Origin of the sequence: Micromonospora sp. WMMA1998 (genome assembly GCF_027497375.1) — a bacterium.
GTDB lineage: Bacteria > Actinomycetota > Actinomycetes > Mycobacteriales > Micromonosporaceae > Micromonospora > Micromonospora sediminicola.
The window spans coordinates 3065155-3085607 of the sequence record NZ_CP114911.1 but is presented as its reverse complement, the minus strand read 5'-3'; the positions used below and the strand labels follow the sequence as shown (position 1 = coordinate 3085607).

The window sequence follows — 20453 nt, the reverse complement described above, 5'->3', positions numbered from 1 at the left end:
CTTCCGTCTCGGGCGCGTTCCGCGCCGGCCGTCATCGACACCGCCGTCCTCGGCCCTTCCCCGGGCCGGCCGCCGCGTCCGCGCTCCAGGCACCGCAGCAGACAAATCGGAGGACGCCGCGATGGCGGTCAGCAGCACCCCCACCCGCTCGGACCACCCGGCTCCCGCCGCACGGGCCCCCCGCCGGCCGCGTGGCGAGGGCCAGTGGGCGCTCGGGCACCGTGAGCCGCTCAACCCCAACGAGCGGATCAAGAAGGACGACGACCCGCTCAACGTGCGGGACCGGATCGAGAACATCTACGCCCACCGGGGCTTCGCCTCGATCGACCCGCAGGACCTGCGTGGCCGGTTCCGTTGGTGGGGGCTCTACACCCAGCGCAAGGCCGGCATCGACGGCGGGCGCACCGCCGTGCTGGAGCCGCACGAGCTGGAGGACGAGTTCTTCATGCTCCGGGTCCGGGTGGACGGCGGCCAGCTCAACCTGGCCCAGCTGCGTGTGGTCGCGGACATCTCCCGCGAGTTCGCCCGGGACACCGCCGACATCACCGACCGGCAGAACATCCAGTACCACTGGATCCGGGTCGAGGACATGCCGGAGATCTGGCGCCGGCTGGAGTCGGTCGGCCTGCAGACCACCGAGGCGTGCGGCGACTGCCCCCGGATCGTGCTCGGCAGCCCGGTCGCCGGGGTGGCCCGCGACGAGCTGCTCGACCCCACGCCGGCCATCGACGAGATCGTCCGCCGGTACGTCGGCGACAAGGCGTTCTCCAACCTGCCCCGCAAGTTCAAGACCTCCATCTCCTGGCTGGTCGACACCCCGTACGAGGCGAACGACATCGCGCTCCTCGGCGTCGACCACCCCGAGCACGGCCCCGGCTTCGACGTCTGGGTGGGCGGCGGGCTCTCCACCAACCCGATGCTGGCCAAGCGGCTCGGCGTCTGGGTGCCGCTGCACGAGGTGCCGGACGTGTGGGCCGGCGTGGTCGGCATCTTCCGCGACTACGGCTACCGGCGGCTGCGCAACCGGGCCCGACTGAAGTTCCTGGTCGCCGACTGGGGCGTGGAGCGCTTCCGCGAGGTGCTGGAGAAGGAATACCTGGGTCGCGCGCTGCTCGACGGGCCGGCCGCGGAGCTGCCGGCGAAGCCGGTGGACCACATCGGCGTGCACCCGCAGCGTGACGGCGCCAACTACGTGGGCGCGGCACCCGTGGTGGGCCGGGTCTCCGGCACCCAGCTGGCGCAGCTCGCCGACGTGGTCGAGGCGCACGGCAGCGACCGGGTACGGCTCACCCCGTACCAGAAGTTGCTGGTGTTGGACGTGGCGCCGGAGCGGACCGAGTCCCTGGTGACGGCGCTGCGCGGGATCGGCCTGGAGGCCCGGCCGTCGGCCTGGCGGCGCGGCACCATGGCCTGCACCGGCATCGAGTTCTGCAAGCTGGCCATCGTGGAGACCAAGCGGCGCGGCGAGGAGCTGGTGGCCCGGCTGGAGGAGCGGCTGCGCGACTTCGACGCGGACATCTCCATCCACCTCAACGGCTGCCCCAACGCCTGCGCCCGCACCCAGGTCGCGGACATCGGGCTCAAGGGCCAGCTCGTGGTCGGCCCGGACGGCCGGCAGGTCGAGGGCTTCCAGGTGCACCTCGGCGGCGGCCTCGGCATGGCCGCCGGCCAGACCGCCGGCTTCGGCCGCAAGCTGCGCGGCCTGAAGACCACCGCCGACGACCTTCCGGAGTACGTGGAACGGCTGGCCCGCCGCTACCTGGCCGGCCGGACCGAGGGCGAGACGTTCGCCCGCTGGGTGATCAGAGTCGACGAGGAGGAGCTCCGATGAGCGAGCGAAGCGAGCGAATCATCCGGCTCAGCGTGGCCGTGCCTCATCGTGCCGGCGAGCGAAGCGAGGCGGCACGATGAGCGACGCCCGATCCGCGCCTCTCTACTGCCCCTACTGCGGGGAGGAGGACCTGCGACCGCACGAGGCCGGGCACGGCGCCTGGGAGTGCCACGCCTGCGCGCGGGTCTTCTCGGTGCGGTTCACCGGTCTGCTGGGCCGGGCGGTGACCCGGTGAGCGGCCTGGTCTCCGCCACGGGCCTGGGCCTGGTCGGCGCGGGCGGGGCGGCCGACCCGGTCCGGCGCGACCCGGAGGAGCTGCGTCTGCTGGCCGAGGAGGCCGGGCGGGAACTGGCGGACGCGCCCGCGCTGGAGATCGCCCGCTGGGCGGTGGAGACGTTCGGCGAGCGGTTCTGCGTGACCAGTTCGATGGCCGACGGTGTGCTGGCGCACCTGGTCTCCCGGGTCGCCCCCGGCGTGGACGTGGTGTTCCTGGACACCGGGCTGCACTTCCCGGAGACGCTGCGGGTCCGCGACGAGGTGGCCCGGCGGATGCCGGTGCGGGTCCGCTCGATCCGGCCCCGGATGACCGTCGGGCAGCAGGACGGCCAGTACGGCCCGCGTCTGTTCAACCGGTCCCCGGACGACTGCTGCCAGTTGCGCAAGGTGGAACCGCTGGAGCGGGCGCTCGCCGGGTACGACGCCTGGGCCGCCGGGCTGCGCCGGGACGAGTCGCCGACCCGCGCGAACACGCCGGTGGTCGGCTTCGACCCGCGTCGCGGCAAGGTCAAGGTGAACCCGATCGCCGCCTGGACGCAGCGCGAGGTGGACGCGTACGTAGCCCGCCACGACATCCCGGTCAACGAGCTGTTCGCCCGGGGCTACGGCTCGATCGGCTGCTGGCCGTGCACCCGCCGGACGAAGGCGGGGGAGGACCCCCGGGCCGGCCGGTGGGCGATGTTCGAGAAGACCGAGTGCGGGCTGCACACCTGACGGCCGCGCCACCGGTGGTGCTGGTGGCGCACGGCAGCCGCGATCCCCGGGCGGCCGAGGCCACCCGGGCGTTGGCCCGGGCGGTGGCGGTCGCCTGTCCCGGCCGCCCGGTGCTGCCGAGCTGGCTCGACCACACCGACCCCGGTCCGACCGAGGTGCTGCGGGGACTGGCCGCCGACGGGCACTCCCGGGTGGTGCTGGTGCCGCTGCTGCTCACCGCCGCGTACCACCGGAAGGTGGACATCCCGGCGGCGGTGGCAGCGGCCGGCGCGGGCCTCGACGTGCGGGTGGCCGACGTGCTGGGGCCGACCGGCGGCACGGTGGACGGCCGGCTGCTGGCCGGGCTGCGACGCCGGCTGGCGGAGGCCGCCGGGGACGACCCGGGCGACCTGGACGCGGTGGTGCTGGCCGCGGCCGGGACCCGGGACCCGGCCGCGCGGGCGTCGGTGGGCCGGGTCGCCGCGGCGCTCGGCGCCGGCCTGGGCGTGCCCTGCCGCGTCTCCTACGCCTCGGCGGCGCCCCCGGAGGTGGGCGGCGCGGTGGCGCGGCTGCGCGCGGCGGGGGCCGGTCGGGTCGCGGTGGCGGCCTACTTCCTGGCCCCGGGCCGGTTCCACGACGGGGTACGCGCGGCGGCCCGCTCGGCGGGGGCGGTGGCGGTCGCCGACCCGCTCACCGATCTGCCGGAACTCGCCGACCTGGTGCGCCGGCGGGTGGACGCGGCGGCGCGTTGAGCGCCTCGGGACAGCAGAACGCCCCGGCCGGAATCCCGGCCGGGGCGTCTCGCGTGTGCGGGTCAGGCGGAGTGAGCGCGCAGCACCCGGAGACCGCCGCGGCGCTTCACCGCGCGGCGCTCCTCCTCGCTCATCCCACCCCAGACGCCGGCGTCCTGACCGGACTCCAGCGCCCACTGCAGGCACTGGTCGGTCACGGGGCAGCGCCGGCAGACGGCCTTCGCCTGCTCCACCTGCAGGAGAGCCGGACCGGACGTCCCGATCGGGAAGAACAGCTCCGGGTCCTCGTCGCGGCAGACCGAATCGTGGCGCCAGTCCATGGCGGCAACACTCCTCATTCTTAGTGGGTGGCCAGATAACGCTTCGTTGCTATTCCTATATGCATCCGCATTGCCGATAGGTGACGGTCAGCATCCATCAATTCGGCGCTGCGTGAGCAGGCTGCGGGCCCCTGGACCTGCTGGAACAGCTCAACCTGCCGAGCATATCCAGGCAATGTCCCGGTAACACGAGTTCGCTTGTGAATACTTTCACGAACTACAGCGATGTCAAGGGTGACGCTCGGAAAAACTCCGAACAGTGAGCGGGCTCACCACCCATTTGTCCGGGTTTCCGAGGTCTCTGGTTACCCGGCGTGCCACAGTCGAGGATCAATATAGTACGGTCTGCGTGACGTTGCTGACATTTCCGGCACCTTTCCTCGGCGTGGCGGCCACCGCGCCCGCGCGGCGGGGGGTCCGCGTCAACCGACTGGGATACCCGAGACCTAGCAGATTACTCTGAGTGCGGCCGGCACGGAGGTAAATCTGACTTTTTCCCGCTCGCCGAGGTAGTCGCCGTCCAGCTGGAACGGCAGCGGACGCGCCGCGAGCAGGGTGAACTCGGCCACGTCGTGCAGCCGGAGCACCTGCTTGCCGTGCGGATCGGGCTTACGGGAGAAGAACTGGGTCACCGTCCGTGCGGTGCTGGCCACCTTGAGCTGCCGGATGGCGAGCACGTCCAGCCCGAGGTCGAACGACGCCTCCGGGTTCGGGTTGATCTCCCGGTCGCCGAGGTACGTCCACGGCGCGGTGTTCTGGATGATGGCGGTGGCCAACTCCGTCGCCGGCGCCTCACCCGGCCGCTCCAGCGTGATCGGCGGGTGCCGGCGGTCCGAGCCGACGAAGTACTGGCTCGCGGTGGACCGGAAGTAGAGCGCCGGGGTGGAGACCCGACCCCGCTTGCGGGCCTGCTCCACCCGGCGGATGACCGCCGCGTCGAGCCCGAAGCCGGCGCAGAAGGTGAAGTAGCGGTCGTCCGCCCGACCCAGCCCGATGGTGCGGGAGCGGCCCAGCCGCAACCCCTCCAGGATCATGCTGGTGCCGTCCGGCCACTCGCGGGGCAGGCCGAGGGCGCGGGCGAAGACGTTGGTCGAGCCGCCGGGCACGGTCGCCAGGGCCGGCAACCGCTCGGCCGAGGTCTGCCCGGTGCGGAACGTCGGCGGCTCGGCCGCCATCAGCCCGTTGACCACCTCGTTGACCGTGCCGTCGCCACCGAGCGTGACCACCAGGTCGACGCCCTCCTGGGCGGCCTCCCGGGCCAGATTCATGGCGTGGCCCCGTCGGCGGGTGTACCGCACCGACAGGTCGACTTCACTGCGCAGCGCCCGGACGAGCACGTCCCGGCTGCGTTCGCTGGTGGTGGTGGCCTTCGGATTGACCACCAGGACGGCCCGCATGGGCGGCACTGTACCGCGACTACCCACCGGTATCGTGGCGCCCGTGACGATCGACTCCGACCCGGTCCCCGGCCCGCTCCGCGCGGCGGTGCTCCTGCTGCGCGCCGAGGCGGTGGCGCTCGGACTGGTCGCGGCGTGGCTGATCTGGTCCGACCTCACCGCGCCGACCACCGATCTGGCCTCGGCGCTGCTGGTGACCGCGTTCGCCGTCGGCGGCGCGGTCGCGCTCTGGGCGCTCGGCGGCGCGCTGTCCCGTCGGCGGGCCGGCGCCCGCGCGCCGGCCATCGTGCTCCAGCTCATGCTGCTGCCGGTCGGCTGGTTCATGATCGAGGGCGGCCTGGGCTGGCTCGGGCTGCCGCTGATCGCGCTCGGGATCGGCATGGTGGGCCTGCTGGTCAGCGGCCCGACCAACCGGGCGCTCGGCTTCGGCGACCCGACCCCCTGACGGCCGCCCCTGCGGCCGCCCGCGGTGGGTCAGTAGCCGCGGGCGCGTCGGGTCAGCAGCGAGATGGTGGCGCGGCCGTCGGCCGCGTGGGCACCGGCCGAGGTGGTCAGCGCGGTGAGCACCTTCCAGGCGAAGGACGACTCGGACGGGAGCGTGGCCCCCCGCACGGTCGGCACGGTCACCTCGACGGTGAGCGCGTCCTCGGTGACCGCGAAGCGGCACTCCAGCTCGGCGTCGCGGGTCGCGATGGCGAGCAGCATGGCGCACGCCTCGTCGACCGCGATGCGCAGGTCCTCGATCTCGTCGAGGGCGAACTGGAGCCGGGCCGCGAGGCCGGCCGTGGCGGTGCGGAGCACGCCGAGGTAACCACCGTCGGCGGGCACGGTGAGGTGCACGACGTCGTCGTCCGTCGTCGGCTGCCCGGTCAGTTGAGTCACGCCTCATCCCCCCGGTGCGGGACTCTACCCGGTCAGGCGGTCGGACGGGTGGGCGCGGGCGTCGTCCGCGCGGCGAGGTCGCGCAACGCGGCCCCGGTGAGCCGGTACGGGGTCCACTCGTCCATCGGCGTGGCCCCGATCGAGGCGTAGAAGCGGGCCGCCGGGTTCCAGTGCAGCATCCACCAGTCGAGGCGCTCGTAGCCGCGCTCGACGCAGATCGCGGCGAGGGTGGCCAGCAGCATCCGGCCCGCGCCGGTGCCCCGGGCCGCCGGCCGGACGTAGAGGTCCTCCAGGTAGATGCCGTGCACGCCGGCCCAGGTGGAGAAGTTGAGGAACCAGAGGGCGAAGCCGACCGGCTCGTCGGCCGCGTCCACCGCGACGTGGCCGAAGAGCGCCGGAGCGGCCGGGAAGAGCGCCGCGTGGAGCTGTTCGGCGGTCAGGTGGCACTGCTCCGGGGCGCGCTCGTACTCGGCGAGTTCGTGCACCATGGCGACGACGGCCGGTACGTCCTCGGGACGTACCGGCCGGATCGTCGGTGCCGCGACGGGCGACGTCACGCCTGCTTGGTCTCCCAGAAGATCTTCGAGATCTCGTCGATCTTCGAGAGCAGCTCGTCGGCCTTGGCCGGGTCGGTGCCGCCCTTGGCGCCGGCCGCGCCGGCCAGCTTGGTGGCCTCGTTGAAGAGCTGGTGCAGGTGCGGGTACTTCTCGAAGTGCTGCGGCTTGAAGTAGTCGGTCCAGAGCACCCACAGGTGGTGCTTGACCAGGTCCGCCCGCTGCTCCTTGATCAGGATGGCGCGGGTGCGGAACTCCGGGTCGGTGTTGGCCTGGTACTTCTCGCAGATCATTTTGACCGACTCGGCCTCGATCCGGGCCTGCGCCGGGTCGTAGACGCCGCACGGCAGGTCACAGTGGGCACTGGCGGTCACACGGGGCGTGAGGATGCGGGGAAGGCGCATCAGGGTCCTCCATGGGATGTTTGCGATGATCCAAGACGACACTACTCCTGGAGATGCTTTCCAGCGGGCGGGAGGTGAAACCCGGTGCCAGGTGTGGACGAACACGCCGTGCCCGCGCTGCGCGGCCCGCTGGTGCCGGTCCTGGTCACCGGCCCGTCCATGTCGCCCACGCTGCGCCACGGCGACGCGGTGCTGGTCCGCACCGGTGGCCGGCCGGTCCGCCCCGGCGACGTGGTGGTCGCCGTCTTCCGCACCCGCCCCGACCTGCTGGTGGTCAAGCGCGCGGTCGAACCGCGCGCCGGCGGCTGGTGGCTGCGCGGCGACAACGACCTGGTCGCCGACGACTCCCGGGCCTACGGCGTGGCCGACGTCCGCGGCCGGGTGGTGGCCCGCTGGTGGCCGCGTCCGGCCCGGATCAGGGGCCGGCAGGGGTAGCGGCGGATATGACCCCGCTCACATCCTGGGAGCCGGTGCGTGACTATGCTCGGAAAGTGCCCGGGTGACCCCCGCACCGCCGCCCCGCCGGTCGCTGACCACCGCTGACCACGCCGGCCGGTCCGTCTGCATCGACAGATCCTGGAGTCACCATGTCTTCGTCCACCCCGGACCCCGCTGATCCCGTCTTCCGGCTGCACGTCGGCGGCAAGATGGCCGTCACCTCGACGGTGCCGCTGACCAGTCGGGAGGACCTCTCCCTCGCGTACACCCCGGGTGTGGCCCGGGTGTGCGAGGCGATCGCCGCCGACCCCGACCTCGCCGACACCTACACCTGGGTGTCGCACACCGTCGCGGTGGTCACCGACGGCTCCGCCGTGCTCGGTCTGGGCAACATCGGCCCGCGCGCCGCGCTGCCCGTGATGGAGGGCAAGGCGGTGCTGTTCAAGCAGTTCGGCGGCGTGGACGCGGTGCCGGTCTGCCTGGACACCCAGGACGTCGACGAGATCGTCGCGGCGGTCCGGGCGATCGCGCCCTCGTTCGGCGGGATCAACCTGGAGGACATCAGCGCCCCCCGTTGCTTCGAGGTGGAGCGCCGGCTGGACGAGGCGCTGGACATCCCCGTCTTCCACGACGACCAGCACGGCACCGCGATCGTCGTGCTGGCCGCGCTGCGCAACGCGGCGACGCTGCTCAACCGCAAGCTCGGCGACCTGCGGGTCGCGGTCAGCGGCGCCGGGGCGGCGGGGGTGGCGGTGACGAAGATGCTGATCGCCGGCGGCGTCGACCCGGCGCGGGTGGTGGTCTGCGACTCCCGGGGCATCATCGGCCGGCACCGCGAGCTGACCGGCACCAAGGCCGAGCTGGCCGAACTCACCAACGCCGAGGGCCGCCAGGGTGACGTCACCGAGGCGCTGCGCGGCGCGGACGTGCTGGTCGGCGTCTCCGGCGGCCAGATCCCCGAGGCGGCGGTGGCCGGCATGGCCCCCGGCGGCATCGTCTTCGCGCTGGCCAACCCCACCCCGGAGGTCCACCCCGAGGTGGCCGCCCGGCACGTGGCGGTGGTCGCCACCGGGCGCAGCGACTACCCGAACCAGATCAACAACGTGCTCGCCTTCCCGGGCGTGTTCCGGGGCGCGCTGGACGCCGGCGCCACCCGGATCACCGACGCGATGAAGGTGGCCGCCGCCGACGCCATCGCGGGCGTGGTGGCCGAGTCGCTGACCGCGGACGCGATCGTGCCGTCCCCGCTCGACCCGCGGGTCGCCCCGGCGGTCGCGGACGCGGTCGCCGAGGCCGCCCGCCGCGACGGCGTCGCCCGCCGCTGAGGGTGTAAGGAGGGGCACCTTCTTAACGCCTCCGGTAGAGGAAGGGCCCCTTCTTAACGGCCGCTCAGCTTGTTACCGTGCCGATCATGCGTGCCGCCTATGCCTCGGCCTTCGACGCCGACAACCCGCTCGCCGCGCTCACCGTCGGCGACCGTCCCGAGCCGACCCACCCGCAGGACGACTGGGTCACCGTGCGGGTGCGGGCCAGCTCGCTCAACCACCACGACCTCTGGTCGCTGCGCGGCGTCGGGCTGACCGCCGACCAGCTCCCGATGATCCTCGGCTGTGACGCGGTCGGCACCGACCCGGACGGCAACGAGGTGGTCATCTACCCGGTGGTGCCCACCCCGGGCGACCCGCGCGGGGTCTCCATCCTCTCCGAGCACTACCAGGGCACGTTCGCCGAGCTGGTCGCCGTACCCCGGATGAACCTGCTGCCGCTGCCCGACGGCCTGTCGGCGACCGACGCGGCGTGCCTGCCCACGGCCTGGCTCACCGCCTGGCGGATGCTCACCACCAAGGGCCGGATCGCCGACGGCGAGTCGGTGCTGGTCCAGGGCGCCGGCGGTGGCGTGGCCACCGCGGCGGTCGCGCTCGGCGTCGCGCTCGGCAAGCGGGTGTACGCGACCAGCCGCGACGCCGCCAAGCGGGAGCGCATCACCGGGCTGGGGGCGACCGCGCTGGAGCCCGGCGCCCGCCTGCCCGAGCGGGTCGACGTGGTGATCGAGACGGTCGGCGCGGCCACCTTCGACCACTCGCTGAAGTCGGCCGCCCCGATGGCCCGGATCGTGGTGTCCGGCGCGACCGCCGGGCACGAACCCAAGGTCAACCTGCGTCGGGTGTTCGCCATGCAGCTGGAGATCCTCGGCACCTCCATGGGCACCCCGGACGAGCTGGCCGAACTGCTCGCGTTCTGCGCGGAGCACGAGGTCCGCCCGGTGGTGGACCGGGTGGTGCCGTTCAGCGGGATCGCCGAGGCGTTCGCCCGGCTGCACTCCGGCGACGTCTTCGGCAAGGTCGTCATCGACCACACCGCCTGACCCGCACGGCGCGCGCCGGCCGCGCGGACGGCATGTTAAGAAGGGGCCCCTTCTCTACCGGAGGCGTTAAGAAGGGGCCCTTCCTTACAAGCGGTCGTCGAGGGTGGCCAGGCCGCCCCTGGCGGCGTCGGCGGGCAGACGCTTCTTCGCCGCCGGGTCGCCGTAGAGCGTCCAGCGCAGGAACTCGACGGTGGTGTCGGCGACCACGCCCAGCGCCCTGCCGTCACCCAGCAACGCCCGACCGTGGTCACCCTTCGGCAGGCTGAGCATCGCCTTGGGCCACGGCACCGCGTCGTAGACGGCGCGGCCGGCCGCGTACGACACCACCTCGTCCGCCTCGCCGTGCACGAACAGCTGCGGCGCGGCGGCCCCGGCGAACGCGGTGCCGACGCCGAGCCCCGTGCCGGCGAAGACGATGCCGGCGTCGAGCCGCTCGTCCCGCCCCGCGGTGAACAGCCCGATGGTGGTCACCCCGCCGGCGCTGTGCCCGGTCGCCGCGACCCGCTCCGGATCCAGCCGGCCGCGCAGCGGGTCGCCCGCCTTCTCGCCGAGGGCGAGCACCCGGGTCAGCACGTACGACACGTCGGCCGGCTGGTTGAGCACGTCCAGCGGGTTGCCGTCGCCACCCCGGCCGGTGTGCGGGAAGCGCGGCGCGGCGACCACGAAACCGGCCGCCGCCCAGCGCGTGAGCAGCACCTGGTAGTCCTCCGGCCGGGCGCCGAGGCCGTGACTGAACAGCACCACCGGGAACCGCCCGTCCGCCGCCGGCGCGGACCGCTCGGCCGCGCCACCGGCCGCGCCCTCCGCCGGGTACCAGAGCGTCACCGGCAACGGCCGGTCGCCGTCGCGGTTCAGCTTCACCTGGCGTACGCCGACCGCGAAGCTCTCCGTGGGCGCCTTCCCGGCGGGTACGCGCGGCGTGGGCGCCGTGGTCGTCGGCGGGGTGTCGGGTGCGGGCCGCCCGGTCGGGGCGGTCGGCTCGGAACAGCCGGTCAGGCCGGCGCCGAACAGGGCGGCGGCGGTGGCCAGGGCGACGGGACGACGGCGCATGAACTCGATTGTGCCTCGCGATCGGGAGCGACCCGGTCGGGTCAGCGCAGCGGGTGGCCGCCGGTGGACGCCCGGAGACGGGCCAGGTCGGCGGCGTCCTTGGCGCGGCGCGGCCGGTCGGGCATCCAGACCGGGAACATCTCCTTGAACTCGATCTGCGCGGCCACGCTGATCACCGGCGCGGTGAGCGGGCCGATCCGGCCGGACGGACCGTTCAGCATCCCCTCCGGCAGGGGAGTGCCCGCCCACGGGCCGGCCCCGACCACCACCCGTCCGGCCTCGTCCCGGTCCAGGTACGCGAAGCTCAGCTCGACGTCGCCCCGGAGCACGTCGAGCTGCGTCGCCGCCGGCATCCGCGGGTCGGGCCGCCAGCCGAGCGCGGCCAGCCGGGCGGACAGTCCCTCGGCGTCGCGGCGCCAGCAGTACCAGTCGACGTCGACGTGCGGGCGGCTCACCGCGCCGAGATGGAAGTCCATCGCCCAGCCACCCCGCAGCCACACCTCGACCCCGGCCACCCCGGCCACCTCGACGACCTCCCGAATCGCGCCAAGTTGCCGCCCGGCCAGCCCGTCCACGCCCGCACCCTAACCGTCGATCATGAAGTTGGCGGGGTTCGGTGTCCGGTTTGTCGCCGTCAACTTCATGATCGACGAGGCGGGAACCGGGGGTCAGGAGGGGAAGGAGCGGGTGGTGAAGGCGGTCAGGGCGGGGGCGGTGGCGTCGGCGGGGAGGCGGCGCAGCGCGGCCCGGTCGGCGTAGAGCGTCCAGCGCAGGAAGTCCGTGGTGGTGGCGAGCACCTGGGGGAAGCCGGGCCGGCCGGGGTTCAGGTACTCGCCGTGGCCCTGACCGGGCAGGCTCAGGAACGCGGCCGGCCCGAGACAGCGGGCGTACGCGGCCCGGCCGATCGACTCCGGCACGACGCGGTCGGCGCCGCCGTGCACGAACAGCATCGGCGCGAGCGGCCGGGCGACGCCGGCGACCGGCCGGCCACCGGCGATCACGATCCCGGCCCGTACCGGGAACGGCTGTCCGGCGGCGAACATGCCGAGCGTGGTGTGACCGCCGGCGGAGTGCCCGGCGGCGGCGAACCGGTCCACGGCCAGGTGTGCGCCGAGCGGGTCACCGGGGCGGGCGCCCAGGCGGACCAGGTGTCGGACCAGCCGCCAGGCGTCGGCCGGCTGGTTGCGGACGTCGTCGCGGGTGAAGCTCCGGGCGCGCAGGTTGGTGCGGGGGTAGGTGGGCGCGGCCACCACGAAACCCGCGGCGGCCCAGCGGGTGGTCAGCTGCGCGTGCAGCCCGGGCAGGCTGCGCAGGCCGTGGCTGAACACGACCACCGGGAAGCGCCCGACGGCCACCCGGGCCCTCGCCCGGACACCCGGCGCGGCGGGAGGGGCGGTGACCGGGCCGGGGGAGGGGGACGGCTCCACCGGGTACCAGACGGTGACCGGCAGGGGGCGGATGCCGTCCGGGTCGACGGTGAACTGTCGCATCCCCACCGCGTACGGGCGCTCCGGCGCGGCCGGGACCGGACCGGTGGTGGCGACGGCCGACCCGCAGCCGGCCAGCAGCGCGGTCATCAGCACGGCCACCAGCCGCTGCCCCGTCATGCCTGCACGGTAGGCAGCCGAGCGGCCTGGCCGCGCCCGCCGTCCGGGCCGGCTGCCTCCGCCACCCGGCCGGGCCGTGCCTCCACCGCCCGGGCGGGTTTGCGCGCGCCGGCCGCCCGGGTCCGTCGACGCCGGCACGGCGGGGCACGCGGGGACGGCGGGCTTCGCTAGGGTCACCCGCATGGCTGAGAACTACACCGACCCGAGCGGCAACACCGCGCAGTTCCGCGCCTTCGTGGACGCGCCCGAGCCGGCCGCGGCCGCGGCCGCGCCGTCCCGGTTGCCGCTGATCGCCGGCCTCGCCGTCGCCGCCGTGGTGGTCGTCGGCCTCATCGCGTGGATCGCCCTGGGCTGAACCACGTCGTCGGCGAGGTGGGGTCGATCAGGGTGGTCAGGCGGCCAGCACCTCGCGGGTCTCGCGGGCGATCTCCCGCTCCTCGTCGGTGCCGACCACGAGCACGGTGACCTCGGCGCCGGCCGGGGAGATCACCCGGTCGCCGGTGCCGTCGTTGCGGCGCGGGTCCACGGCGACGCCGAGCCGGTCCAGCGCGGCCAGCGACGCCGCCCGGACCGGCGCGGCGTGCTCACCGACGCCGGCGGTGAACGCGATCGCGTCGACCCGCCCGAGCAACGCGTAGTACGCCCCCACGTAGCCGGTGATCCGGCGGCAGTAGACGTCGAACGCCAGCGCCGCGTGCGGGTCGCCGGCGTCCCGGCGGGCCAGCACCTCCCGCATGTCGTTGACGCCGGTCAGCCCGAGCAGGCCGCTGCGGTGGTTGAGCAGGTCGTCGATCTCGTCCACGCCCATCCCGCCCTCGCGGCGCAGGTGGAAGATGACGGTCGGGTCGAGGTCACCGCTGCGGGTGCCCATCACCAGGCCCTCCAGCGGCGACATGCCCATCGACGTGGCCACGCTCCGGCCGCCCCGCACCGCGCACGCGCTCGCCCCGTTGCCCAGGTGCAGCGTGATCGTGTTCAGCTCGGCGTACGGCCGGTCGAGCAGTTCCGCCGCCCGCCGCGAGACGTACGCGTGCGAGGTGCCGTGGAAGCCGTAGCGGCGCACGCCGTACCGCTCGGCGGTCTCCCGGTCGATCGCGTACGTGGCGGCGGCCTCCGGCAGCGTGTGGTGGAACGCGGTGTCGAAGACGGCGACCTGCGGGGTGTCCGGCAGCGCCTCCCGGGCCACCCGGATGCCGGCCAGGTTGGCCGGGTTGTGTAGCGGGGCGAGCGGGACCAGCTCCTCGATCCCGGTGACCACCGCCTCGTCGATCAGCACCGGAGCGCTGAACCGCCGTCCGCCGTGCACCACCCGGTGCCCGACGCCCGCCAGGCCGGTCAGGTCGAGCCGTTCGATGATCTCCCGGACCGCGCTCTCGTGGTCGGCCGGCCCGCCGCCGGGTTCGCCGATCCGCTCCACGGTGCCCTTGTCGCGCACCTCGTCGCCGTCGTACAGCCGGTACTTGACCGACGAGGAGCCGCTGTTGAGGACCAGGATGCGGCTCATTCCGACGCCTCCGCGGCGGCCTGGATGGCGGTGATCGCCACCGTGTTGACGATGTCGGACACGGTGGCGCCCCGGGACAGGTCGTTGACCGGCCGGCGCAGGCCCTGCATGACCGGGCCGACCGCGACCGCGCCGGCGGAGCGCTGCACCGCCTTGTACGTGTTGTTGCCGGTGTTCAGGTCCGGGAAGATGAACACCGTGGCGCGTCCCGCCACCGGGCTGTCCGGCAGCTTGGTCGCGGCGACCTGCGGGTCGATCGCCGCGTCGTACTGGATCGGGCCGTCGACCAGCAGTTCCGGCCGCCGCTCGCGGACCAGCTCGGTGGCCGCCGCGACCTTCTCCACGTCCGCGCCGGCGCCGGAGCTGCCGGTGGAGTACGACAGCATCGCCACCCGTGGCTCGATGCCGAACCGGGCCGCGGTGTCGGCGGAGGAGATGGCGATGTCGGCGAGTTGGGCGGCGTCCGGGTCCGGGTTGACCGCGCAGTCGCCGTAGACCAGCACCCGGTCGGCGAGCAGCATGAAGAACACGCTGGAGGCGACCGAGACGCCGGGCACGGTCCGAATGATCTCGAACGCCGGCCGGATGGTCGCGGCCGTGGTGTGCGTGGCCCCGGAGACCATCCCGTCGGCGTGGCCGGTCTGCACCATCATCGTGCCGAAGTAGTTGGGCTGCGCCACGATGTCGTGCGCCAGCTCCGGCGTCACGCCCCGGTGCGCGCGCAGCTTCGCGTACGTGGCGGCGAACTCGTCCCGCCACTCGCTGGTCGCCGGGTCGACGATCTGCGCGTCGCCGACGTCGACGCCCAGTTCCCGGGTCCGCCGGGCGATCTCGTCCGGGCGGCCGAGCAGGGTCAGCTCGGCGACGCCCCGGCGCAGCAGCACCTCCGCCGCGCGCAGGATCCGCTCCTCGGCGCCCTCGGGCAGCACCAGCCGGCGACGGCGGGCCCGGGCCCGGTCGATCAGGTCGTTCTCGAACATCAGCGGGGTGACCCGGGCGGAGCGGGTGACCCGCAGCCGCCGGGCCAGGTCGTCGGTGTCCACGCAGCGCTCGAACGCGCCCAGCGCCGCGTCGACCTTGCGCGGGTTGGCCGTGCTGGGGCGGCCCTCGATCCGGCTGGACGCCTCGACCGTGTCGTAGCTGTCGGTGGGCACCGACAGCACGGCCAGCCCGGTGTTCATCCGCTCGACCAGCCGCATCGCCCGGGGGTCGGGCTGCTCACCGAGCGTGAGCACCAGCCCGGCCAGCGACACCTGCCCCGCCACGTGCGCGGCGCCGGCCGCCACCAGCAGGTCGGCGCGGTCGCCCGGGGTGATCACCAGCGCGCCGTCGGTCAGGTGGTCCAGCAGCGTCGGCACGTGTGCGGCGCCCACGACGTAGTCGAGCACGTCGCGGTCCAGCGCGGCCTGGTCGCCGGCGAGCAGGGTGGCGCCGAGCGCCGCCGCCACCTCGGCCACCGTCGGCGCCGACACGGTCGGCACCTCCGGGATCGCGTACGCGGGGACCGGCAGCTCGGGCAGCGTCATCGGCCCGGGCACGCGGTTGGCGACCACCGCGACCACCGTCGCGCCGAGGTCGGCCAGATCGTGGTACGCGCCGCGCAGCGCCGCCGCGATCGCCTCGGGCGGCTGCCCGAAGCCGTCCACCACGGGCACCACGACGCTGCCGAACTCGGTCGCCAGCCGGGCGTTGAAGGCCAGCTCGCGCGGGCCGGCGCCGTCCCCGTCGGCGAAGTCGCTGCCCACCACCACGACGGCGGGGCAGCGTCGTTCCACGTCCCGGTAGCGGGCCACGATCGCCGAGATCAGCTCCTCCCGGCGGCCGTTCGCGACCAGCTCGGTGGCCTCGGCATAGGTGGCGCCGTGCAGCTCGCCGACCGGCAGCTCGACCCGGTAGCGCTCGGTGAGCAGGGCCAGGATCGGGTCGGCGCCGTCGCCGGCGACCAGCGGCCGGAACGCGCCGATCCGCCCGACCTGTCGGGACAGCAGCTCGGCCAGCCCGAGCGCCACCGTCGACTTGCCCCCGCCCGACCCCACACTGGTCAGGTACACGCTGCGCGCCACGACCTCACGCTACAAGATCGCGCGAACCCGCGCCCAGGTCCTTCGCCCCGTCCCGTCCCGCCCCGCCCCGCCCCGGCGATCTTGCACTTCCGGTCCACGAGATGCCCGATTCGTGGCCTTCGCCGGGGCCGTAACCGCAAGATCGCGAGAGGCGAGGGCGTTACTCGTCGTCGGGGTCGTCGAGGCGGGCCAGCCAGGTGGCGAAGCGTTCGATCGGGGTCTCGAACTCGGGGTTCAGGTCGACGAAGTCCCGCAGGCGCTCGCCGAGCCACTCCAGGCTGACCTGCTCGTCGCCCCGGCGCTCGACCAGCTCCTCGATGCCACGGTCGGTGAAGTACACGGTGTTCCTCTCGTCGTACGGCAGCGGCCCGCCCCGATGTCGGGGCGGGCCGCTGCGGGTGATGTCACGGGCGGGGGAGAGCCGCCTCGATCAGCGCGTTCTGCTCGACCTCGTGCATCTTCGCCGAGCCGACCGCCGGGGCGGCGGCGGACGGGCGGGAGATGCGGCGCAGCCGGACCTCGGGCAGGTGCTCCAGCAGGTTGAGCGCGACGAACGACCAGCCGCCCTGGTTGGCCGGCTCCTCCTGGACCCAGGCGAAGTCCTCGGCGTTCGGGTACTGCGCCAGCGCGGCCCGGACCTCCTCGACGGGCAGCGGGTAGAGCTGCTCCATCCGGAGGATCGCGGTGTCGGTGACGCCCCGCTCCTGCCGGGCCTGGAACAGGTCGTAGTAGACCTTGCCCGAGCAGAGCAGCACCCGCTTCACCTGCTCCGGTGCCGGAGCGGCGGTGTCGGCCAGCACCGGCTGGAACGTGCCGGTGGTGAAGTCCTCCACCGGCGACACGCAGAGCTTGTGCCGCAGCAGCGACTTCGGCGTGAACACCACCAGCGGCTTGCGCTTGGGCGACAGGGCCTGGCGACGCAGCAGGTGGAAGTAGTTCGCCGGGGTGGTCGGGATGGCCACCCGCATGTTGTCCTCGGCGCAGAGCTGGAGGAAGCGCTCCGGACGGCCGGAGGTGTGGTCCGGTCCCTGCCCCTCGTGGCCGTGCGGCAGCAGCAGGGTGACCGCCGAGCGCTGGCCCCACTTCACCTCGCCGGAGGAGATGAACTCGTCGATCACCGACTGGGCGCCGTTGACGAAGTCACCGAACTGGGCCTCCCAGGCCACCAGCGCGTTGACGTTCTCCACCGAGTAGCCGTACTCGAAGCCCATGGCGGCGTATTCGGAGAGCAGCGAGTCGTGGACGAAGAAGCGGGACCGCTCGCCGTCGGCGGTGAGCGACTTCAACGGCAGGTAGTCGTCGCCGGTCTTCGAGTCGACCACCGAGGCGTGCCGCTGGACGAACGTGCCCCGGCGCGAGTCCTGCCCGGCCAGCCGGACCGTCACGCCGTCGTGCAGCAGCGAGCCGAACGCGATGATCTCGCCGAAGCCCCAGTCGATGCCGCCCTCGACGGACATCTTCCGCCGCCGCTCCAGCAGCTGCTGGATCCGCTTGTGCGGGGTGAAGCCCTCCGGCAGGTTGACGTGCGCCTCGCCGATCGCCTTGACCACGGCGGCGTCGGTGGCGGTGTCGACCTGCGGCTCCGGCTCGTCCTCCCGCTTCGGGCGGCTGAGCTGGCGCGGGCTGGTGGCGGCGTCCCGGGTGGCCTTGAAGACCCGCTCCAACTGCCCCTGGTAGTCGCGCAGCAGCTCCTCGGCGTCCTCCACGGTGATGTCACCGCGCCCGATCAGCTCCTCGGTGTAGAGCTTCCGGACCGACCGCTTCGAGTCGATGATCTTGTACATCTCCGGGTTGGACATCGACGGGTCGTCGCCCTCGTTGTGCCCGCGCCGGCGGTAGCAGACCATGTCGATCACGACGTCCTTGTTGAACGCCTGCCGGTACTCGAAGGCGAGCCGGGCCACCCGGACCACGGCCTCCGGGTCGTCGCCGTTCACGTGGAAGATGGGCGCCTGGATCATCCGGGCCACGTCGGTGCTGTAGAGGCTGGACCGGCTGTACTCCGGGGCGGTGGTGAAACCGACCTGGTTGTTGACCACCACGTGCACGGTGCCGCCGGTGCGGTAGCCGCGCAGCTGGGACAGGTTGAGGGTCTCGGCGACCACGCCCTGGCCGGCGAAGGCGGCGTCGCCGTGCACCGCCAGCGGCAGCACGGTGTAGCCCTCCAGCTTGAGGTCGATCCGGTCCTGCTTGGCCCGGACGATGCCCTCCAGCACCGGGTCGACGGCCTCCAGGTGCGACGGGTTCGCCACCACCGAGACCTTGACCGCGTGCTCGCCGTCCGGGGTGGTGAACTTGCCGTTCTGGCCGAGGTGGTACTTCACGTCGCCCGAGCCCTGCGTGGAGCGCGGGTCGAGGTGCCCCTCGAACTCGGAGAAGATCTTCTCGTACGGCTTGCCGACGATGTTGGCCAGCACGTTGAGCCGGCCCCGGTGGGCCATGCCGATGACGACCTCGTCCAGCCCCGCCTCGGCGGAGGACTCCAGCACCTCGCCGAGCAGCGGGATCAGCGACTCGCCGCCCTCCAGCGAGAAGCGCTTCTGGCCGACGTACTTGGTCTGCAGGAAGGTCTCGAACGCCTCGGCGGCGTTGAGCCGGTTGAGCACGTGCTTCTGCTCGTCGGAGCTGGGCTTCTCGTACTTGCGCTCGACCCGCTCCTGGATCCAGCGGCGCTCCTCCGGGTCCTGGATGTGCATGTACTCGATGCCCACCCGGCGGCAGTAGGAGTCACGCAGCACGCCGAGGATCGAGCGCAGCTTCATCCGCTGCTGGCCGGCGAAGCCGTTGACCGGGAAGACCCGGTCGAGGTCCCACAGCGTCAGCCCGTGCTGGAGCACGTCCAGGTCGGGGTGCTTACGGATCTTGAACTCGAGCGGGTCGGTGTCGGCCATCAGGTGACCGCGCACCCGGTACGCGTGGATCAGCTCGTGCACCCGCGCGGTCTTGTTGATCTGGCCCTCGCTGTCGACGGCCACGTCGCGCATCCAGCGCACCGGCTCGTACGGGATCCGCAGCGAGGTGAAGATCTCGTCGTAGAAGCCGCGCTCGCCGAGCATCAGCTCGTGCATCACCTTGAGGAACTCGCCGGACTGCGCGCCCTGGATGATCCGGTGGTCGTAGGTGCTGGTCAGCGTGATGACCTTGCTGACCGCGTTCTCGGCCAGGGTGGCCTCGCTCATGCCCTGGTAGGGCGCCGGGTATTCCATCGCGCCGACGCCGATGATGGCGCTCTGGCCCTGCATCAGGCGCGGGATCGAGTGCACCGTGCCGATGCCGCCCGGGTTGGTCAGCGAGATGGTGGTGCCGGAGTAGTCCTCCATGGTCAGCTCGTTGCGGCGGGCGCGCCGGACCACGTCCTCGTACGCCTGCCAGAACTGCCGGAAGTCCATCTGCTCGCAGCCCTTGATGGACGGCACGACCAGGTTGCGGGAGCCGTCCGGCTTGACCAGGTCGATGGCGATGCCCAGGTTGACGTGCTCCGGGCGGACCATCGCCGGCTTGCCGTCGACCTCGGCGAAGGAGTTGTTCATCTCCGGGTGCTCGACGACCGCGCGGACGAGCGCGTACCCGATCAGGTGGGTGAAGCTGACCTTGCCACCCCGGCCGCGGGCCAGGTGGTTGTTGATCACGATGCGGTTGTCGACGAGCAGCTTGGCCGGGACCGCGCGCACGCTGGTGGCGGTGGGGACGGCGAGCGACGCGTCCATGTTCTGGACGATCTTGGCGGCCACGCCGCGCAGCGTGGTGGTGCCGGCGGCGCTCGCGGTCGGCGCCTTCGCGGCCGGCTTGGCCGGGGCGGCCTTCTTCGCCGGGGCCGGCTCGGGCGCCTTCGCCGCCGGCTTGGCGGCGGGCTTGGCGGTCGGCTTGGCCGGGGCGGGGGCGGCCTTGGCGGGGGCGGGCTGCTCGGTGACCGTGGCCACGGCCTCCTGCTGCTCCGCGGGCTCGGGCTTGGCGGCCGGCTTGGCCGGCGCCTCCGCACGCGGTGTGGCGGCGCCCGGCGCCGGCCGGTAGTCGGCGAAGAAGTCGTGCCAGGCCGAATCGACGCTCGAGGGGTCGGCGAGGTAGCGCTGGTACATCTCCTCGACGATCCACTCGTTCGGGCCGAAACCCGCCAGTGGGTTCTCCTGCGATGTCTGCTGGGTCGACACGGCCGCTAATCGCCTCTTTCACGCGGTTGTGAATGTCACGCGGTGGCTCCCGTGCCCGCTTCGCCGGGGCACGGAAGACGGATCCCAGGCTACGCCGTGCGATTGCCGCAGGCATTCTCGCCTCCGGCTGGTGGCCCGTTTCACAGAAGATGCCAGAAGTTCGGCAAAC

21 protein-coding genes are annotated in these 20453 nt (G+C 73.2%); 9 read left to right on the top strand and 12 right to left on the bottom strand.

What is annotated here, in order from left to right:
- Positions 1 to 121: 121 nt before the first annotated feature.
- The 4 genes from O7600_RS13725 (at position 122) to O7600_RS13710 (ending at position 3552) form a co-directional block, all read left to right on the top strand.
- Complete coding sequence (locus tag O7600_RS13725; protein WP_281593938.1) at positions 122 to 1831, top strand: nitrite/sulfite reductase; 1710 nt, start codon at positions 122 to 124, stop codon at positions 1829 to 1831.
- Positions 1832 to 1907: 76 nt separating this feature from the next.
- Complete coding sequence (locus tag O7600_RS13720) at positions 1908 to 2066, top strand: hypothetical protein (protein WP_172967928.1); 159 nt, start codon at positions 1908 to 1910, stop codon at positions 2064 to 2066.
- Positions 2063 to 2821 (top strand): phosphoadenylyl-sulfate reductase, encoded by a 759-nt coding sequence (locus O7600_RS13715; RefSeq protein WP_281593937.1) that lies wholly within the window; start codon positions 2063 to 2065, stop codon positions 2819 to 2821. Before O7600_RS13720 ends, O7600_RS13715 begins: the two co-directional genes overlap by 4 nt.
- Before the next feature lie 14 nt (positions 2822 to 2835).
- Positions 2836 to 3552 (top strand): CbiX/SirB N-terminal domain-containing protein, encoded by a 717-nt coding sequence (locus O7600_RS13710; RefSeq protein ID WP_281594153.1) that lies wholly within the window; start codon positions 2836 to 2838, stop codon positions 3550 to 3552.
- A gap of 62 nt (positions 3553 to 3614) precedes the next feature.
- Here the strand turns inward: O7600_RS13710 and O7600_RS13705 are convergent, their stop codons facing one another.
- On the bottom strand, positions 3615 to 3872 hold the full coding sequence (locus tag O7600_RS13705) for a WhiB family transcriptional regulator (protein WP_013288358.1): 258 nt from the start codon (positions 3870 to 3872) through the stop codon (positions 3615 to 3617).
- 446 nt (positions 3873 to 4318) lie between these two features.
- Positions 4319 to 5269, bottom strand: coding sequence for a diacylglycerol kinase family protein (locus O7600_RS13700; protein WP_281593936.1), 951 nt, complete (start codon positions 5267 to 5269; stop codon positions 4319 to 4321).
- 43 nt (positions 5270 to 5312) lie between these two features.
- On the opposite strand from O7600_RS13700, the gene O7600_RS13695 reads away from it, so the two are divergent.
- A complete protein-coding gene (locus tag O7600_RS13695; protein ID WP_281593935.1) occupies positions 5313 to 5714 on the top strand; it encodes a hypothetical protein in 402 nt (133 codons plus the stop codon).
- Between the two features lie 29 nt (positions 5715 to 5743).
- Here the strand turns inward: O7600_RS13695 and O7600_RS13690 are convergent, their stop codons facing one another.
- Genes O7600_RS13690 through sodN form a run of 3 tightly spaced genes read right to left on the bottom strand, consistent with a single transcriptional unit; the run spans position 5744 to position 7109 of the window.
- Complete coding sequence (locus O7600_RS13690) at positions 5744 to 6151, bottom strand: ATP-binding protein (protein ID WP_091570942.1); 408 nt, start codon at positions 6149 to 6151, stop codon at positions 5744 to 5746.
- A 32-nt stretch (positions 6152 to 6183) separates the two neighbouring features.
- Positions 6184 to 6708 (bottom strand): GNAT family N-acetyltransferase, encoded by a 525-nt coding sequence (locus O7600_RS13685; RefSeq protein ID WP_281593934.1) that lies wholly within the window; start codon positions 6706 to 6708, stop codon positions 6184 to 6186.
- Positions 6705 to 7109: a superoxide dismutase, Ni gene (gene sodN / locus O7600_RS13680; protein WP_089155059.1), complete on the bottom strand. Its 405-nt coding sequence runs from the start codon at positions 7107 to 7109 to the stop codon at positions 6705 to 6707. The genes O7600_RS13685 and sodN overlap by 4 nt, the downstream gene beginning before the upstream one ends.
- An 84-nt stretch (positions 7110 to 7193) precedes the next feature.
- On the opposite strand from sodN, the gene O7600_RS13675 reads away from it, so the two are divergent.
- From O7600_RS13675 to O7600_RS13665, 3 genes are all read left to right on the top strand, one after another.
- A complete protein-coding gene (locus O7600_RS13675) occupies positions 7194 to 7544 on the top strand; it encodes a S26 family signal peptidase (RefSeq protein WP_253866177.1) in 351 nt (116 codons plus the stop codon).
- A 152-nt stretch (positions 7545 to 7696) separates the two neighbouring features.
- Positions 7697 to 8872 carry an NADP-dependent malic enzyme gene (locus tag O7600_RS13670; protein ID WP_281593933.1) on the top strand — a complete coding sequence of 392 codons (1176 nt, stop codon included), beginning with the start codon at positions 7697 to 7699 and terminating at the stop codon, positions 8870 to 8872.
- Between the two features lie 77 nt (positions 8873 to 8949).
- Positions 8950 to 9912 carry a zinc-binding dehydrogenase gene (locus O7600_RS13665; RefSeq protein WP_281593932.1) on the top strand — a complete coding sequence of 321 codons (963 nt, stop codon included), beginning with the start codon at positions 8950 to 8952 and terminating at the stop codon, positions 9910 to 9912.
- A gap of 84 nt (positions 9913 to 9996) precedes the next feature.
- Here the strand turns inward: O7600_RS13665 and O7600_RS13660 are convergent, their stop codons facing one another.
- The 3 genes from O7600_RS13660 to O7600_RS13650 form a co-directional block, all read right to left on the bottom strand.
- Positions 9997 to 10962 carry a chlorophyllase gene (locus O7600_RS13660; protein WP_281593931.1) on the bottom strand — a complete coding sequence of 322 codons (966 nt, stop codon included), beginning with the start codon at positions 10960 to 10962 and terminating at the stop codon, positions 9997 to 9999.
- Between the two features lie 41 nt (positions 10963 to 11003).
- Positions 11004 to 11537: an aminoglycoside adenylyltransferase gene (locus tag O7600_RS13655; RefSeq protein ID WP_281593930.1), complete on the bottom strand. Its 534-nt coding sequence runs from the start codon at positions 11535 to 11537 to the stop codon at positions 11004 to 11006.
- Positions 11538 to 11630: 93 nt separating this feature from the next.
- A complete protein-coding gene (locus O7600_RS13650) occupies positions 11631 to 12569 on the bottom strand; it encodes an alpha/beta hydrolase (RefSeq protein ID WP_281593929.1) in 939 nt (312 codons plus the stop codon).
- A gap of 181 nt (positions 12570 to 12750) precedes the next feature.
- Between O7600_RS13650 and O7600_RS13645 the strand changes: the two genes are divergently transcribed.
- Entirely contained in the window at positions 12751 to 12924 is a 174-nt protein-coding gene (locus tag O7600_RS13645) for a hypothetical protein (protein ID WP_281593928.1), read from the top strand.
- A 36-nt stretch (positions 12925 to 12960) separates the two neighbouring features.
- Here O7600_RS13645 and O7600_RS13640 read toward each other — a convergent pair whose 3' ends face one another.
- The 4 genes from O7600_RS13640 to O7600_RS13625 form a co-directional block, all read right to left on the bottom strand.
- Positions 12961 to 14073 (bottom strand): acetate kinase, encoded by a 1113-nt coding sequence (locus tag O7600_RS13640; protein WP_281593927.1) that lies wholly within the window; start codon positions 14071 to 14073, stop codon positions 12961 to 12963.
- Positions 14070 to 16136, bottom strand: coding sequence for a phosphate acetyltransferase (pta, locus tag O7600_RS13635; RefSeq protein WP_281593926.1), 2067 nt, complete (start codon positions 16134 to 16136; stop codon positions 14070 to 14072). Before pta ends, O7600_RS13640 begins: the two co-directional genes overlap by 4 nt.
- 160 nt (positions 16137 to 16296) lie before the next feature.
- A complete protein-coding gene (locus tag O7600_RS13630) occupies positions 16297 to 16476 on the bottom strand; it encodes a DUF6104 family protein (RefSeq protein ID WP_181570103.1) in 180 nt (59 codons plus the stop codon).
- Positions 16477 to 16540: 64 nt separating this feature from the next.
- Positions 16541 to 20284 carry a multifunctional oxoglutarate decarboxylase/oxoglutarate dehydrogenase thiamine pyrophosphate-binding subunit/dihydrolipoyllysine-residue succinyltransferase subunit gene (locus tag O7600_RS13625; RefSeq protein WP_281593925.1) on the bottom strand — a complete coding sequence of 1248 codons (3744 nt, stop codon included), beginning with the start codon at positions 20282 to 20284 and terminating at the stop codon, positions 16541 to 16543.
- Between the last annotated feature and the right edge of the window lie 169 nt (positions 20285 to 20453).

Coding starts and splice junctions, on each gene's coding strand:
- O7600_RS13725 (WP_281593938.1), top strand. CDS start 122: ATGGCGGTCAGCAGCACCCCCACCCGCTCGGACCACCCGGCTCCCGCC.
- O7600_RS13720 (WP_172967928.1), top strand. CDS start 1,908: ATGAGCGACGCCCGATCCGCGCCTCTCTACTGCCCCTACTGCGGGGAG.
- O7600_RS13705 (WP_013288358.1), bottom strand. CDS start 3,872: ATGGACTGGCGCCACGATTCGGTCTGCCGCGACGAGGACCCGGAGCTG.
- O7600_RS13700 (WP_281593936.1), bottom strand. CDS start 5,269: ATGCGGGCCGTCCTGGTGGTCAATCCGAAGGCCACCACCACCAGCGAA.
- sodN (WP_089155059.1), bottom strand. CDS start 7,109: ATGCGCCTTCCCCGCATCCTCACGCCCCGTGTGACCGCCAGTGCCCAC.
- O7600_RS13670 (WP_281593933.1), top strand. CDS start 7,697: ATGTCTTCGTCCACCCCGGACCCCGCTGATCCCGTCTTCCGGCTGCAC.
- O7600_RS13660 (WP_281593931.1), bottom strand. CDS start 10,962: ATGCGCCGTCGTCCCGTCGCCCTGGCCACCGCCGCCGCCCTGTTCGGC.
- O7600_RS13650 (WP_281593929.1), bottom strand. CDS start 12,569: ATGACGGGGCAGCGGCTGGTGGCCGTGCTGATGACCGCGCTGCTGGCC.
- O7600_RS13645 (WP_281593928.1), top strand. CDS start 12,751: ATGGCTGAGAACTACACCGACCCGAGCGGCAACACCGCGCAGTTCCGC.
- O7600_RS13640 (WP_281593927.1), bottom strand. CDS start 14,073: ATGAGCCGCATCCTGGTCCTCAACAGCGGCTCCTCGTCGGTCAAGTAC.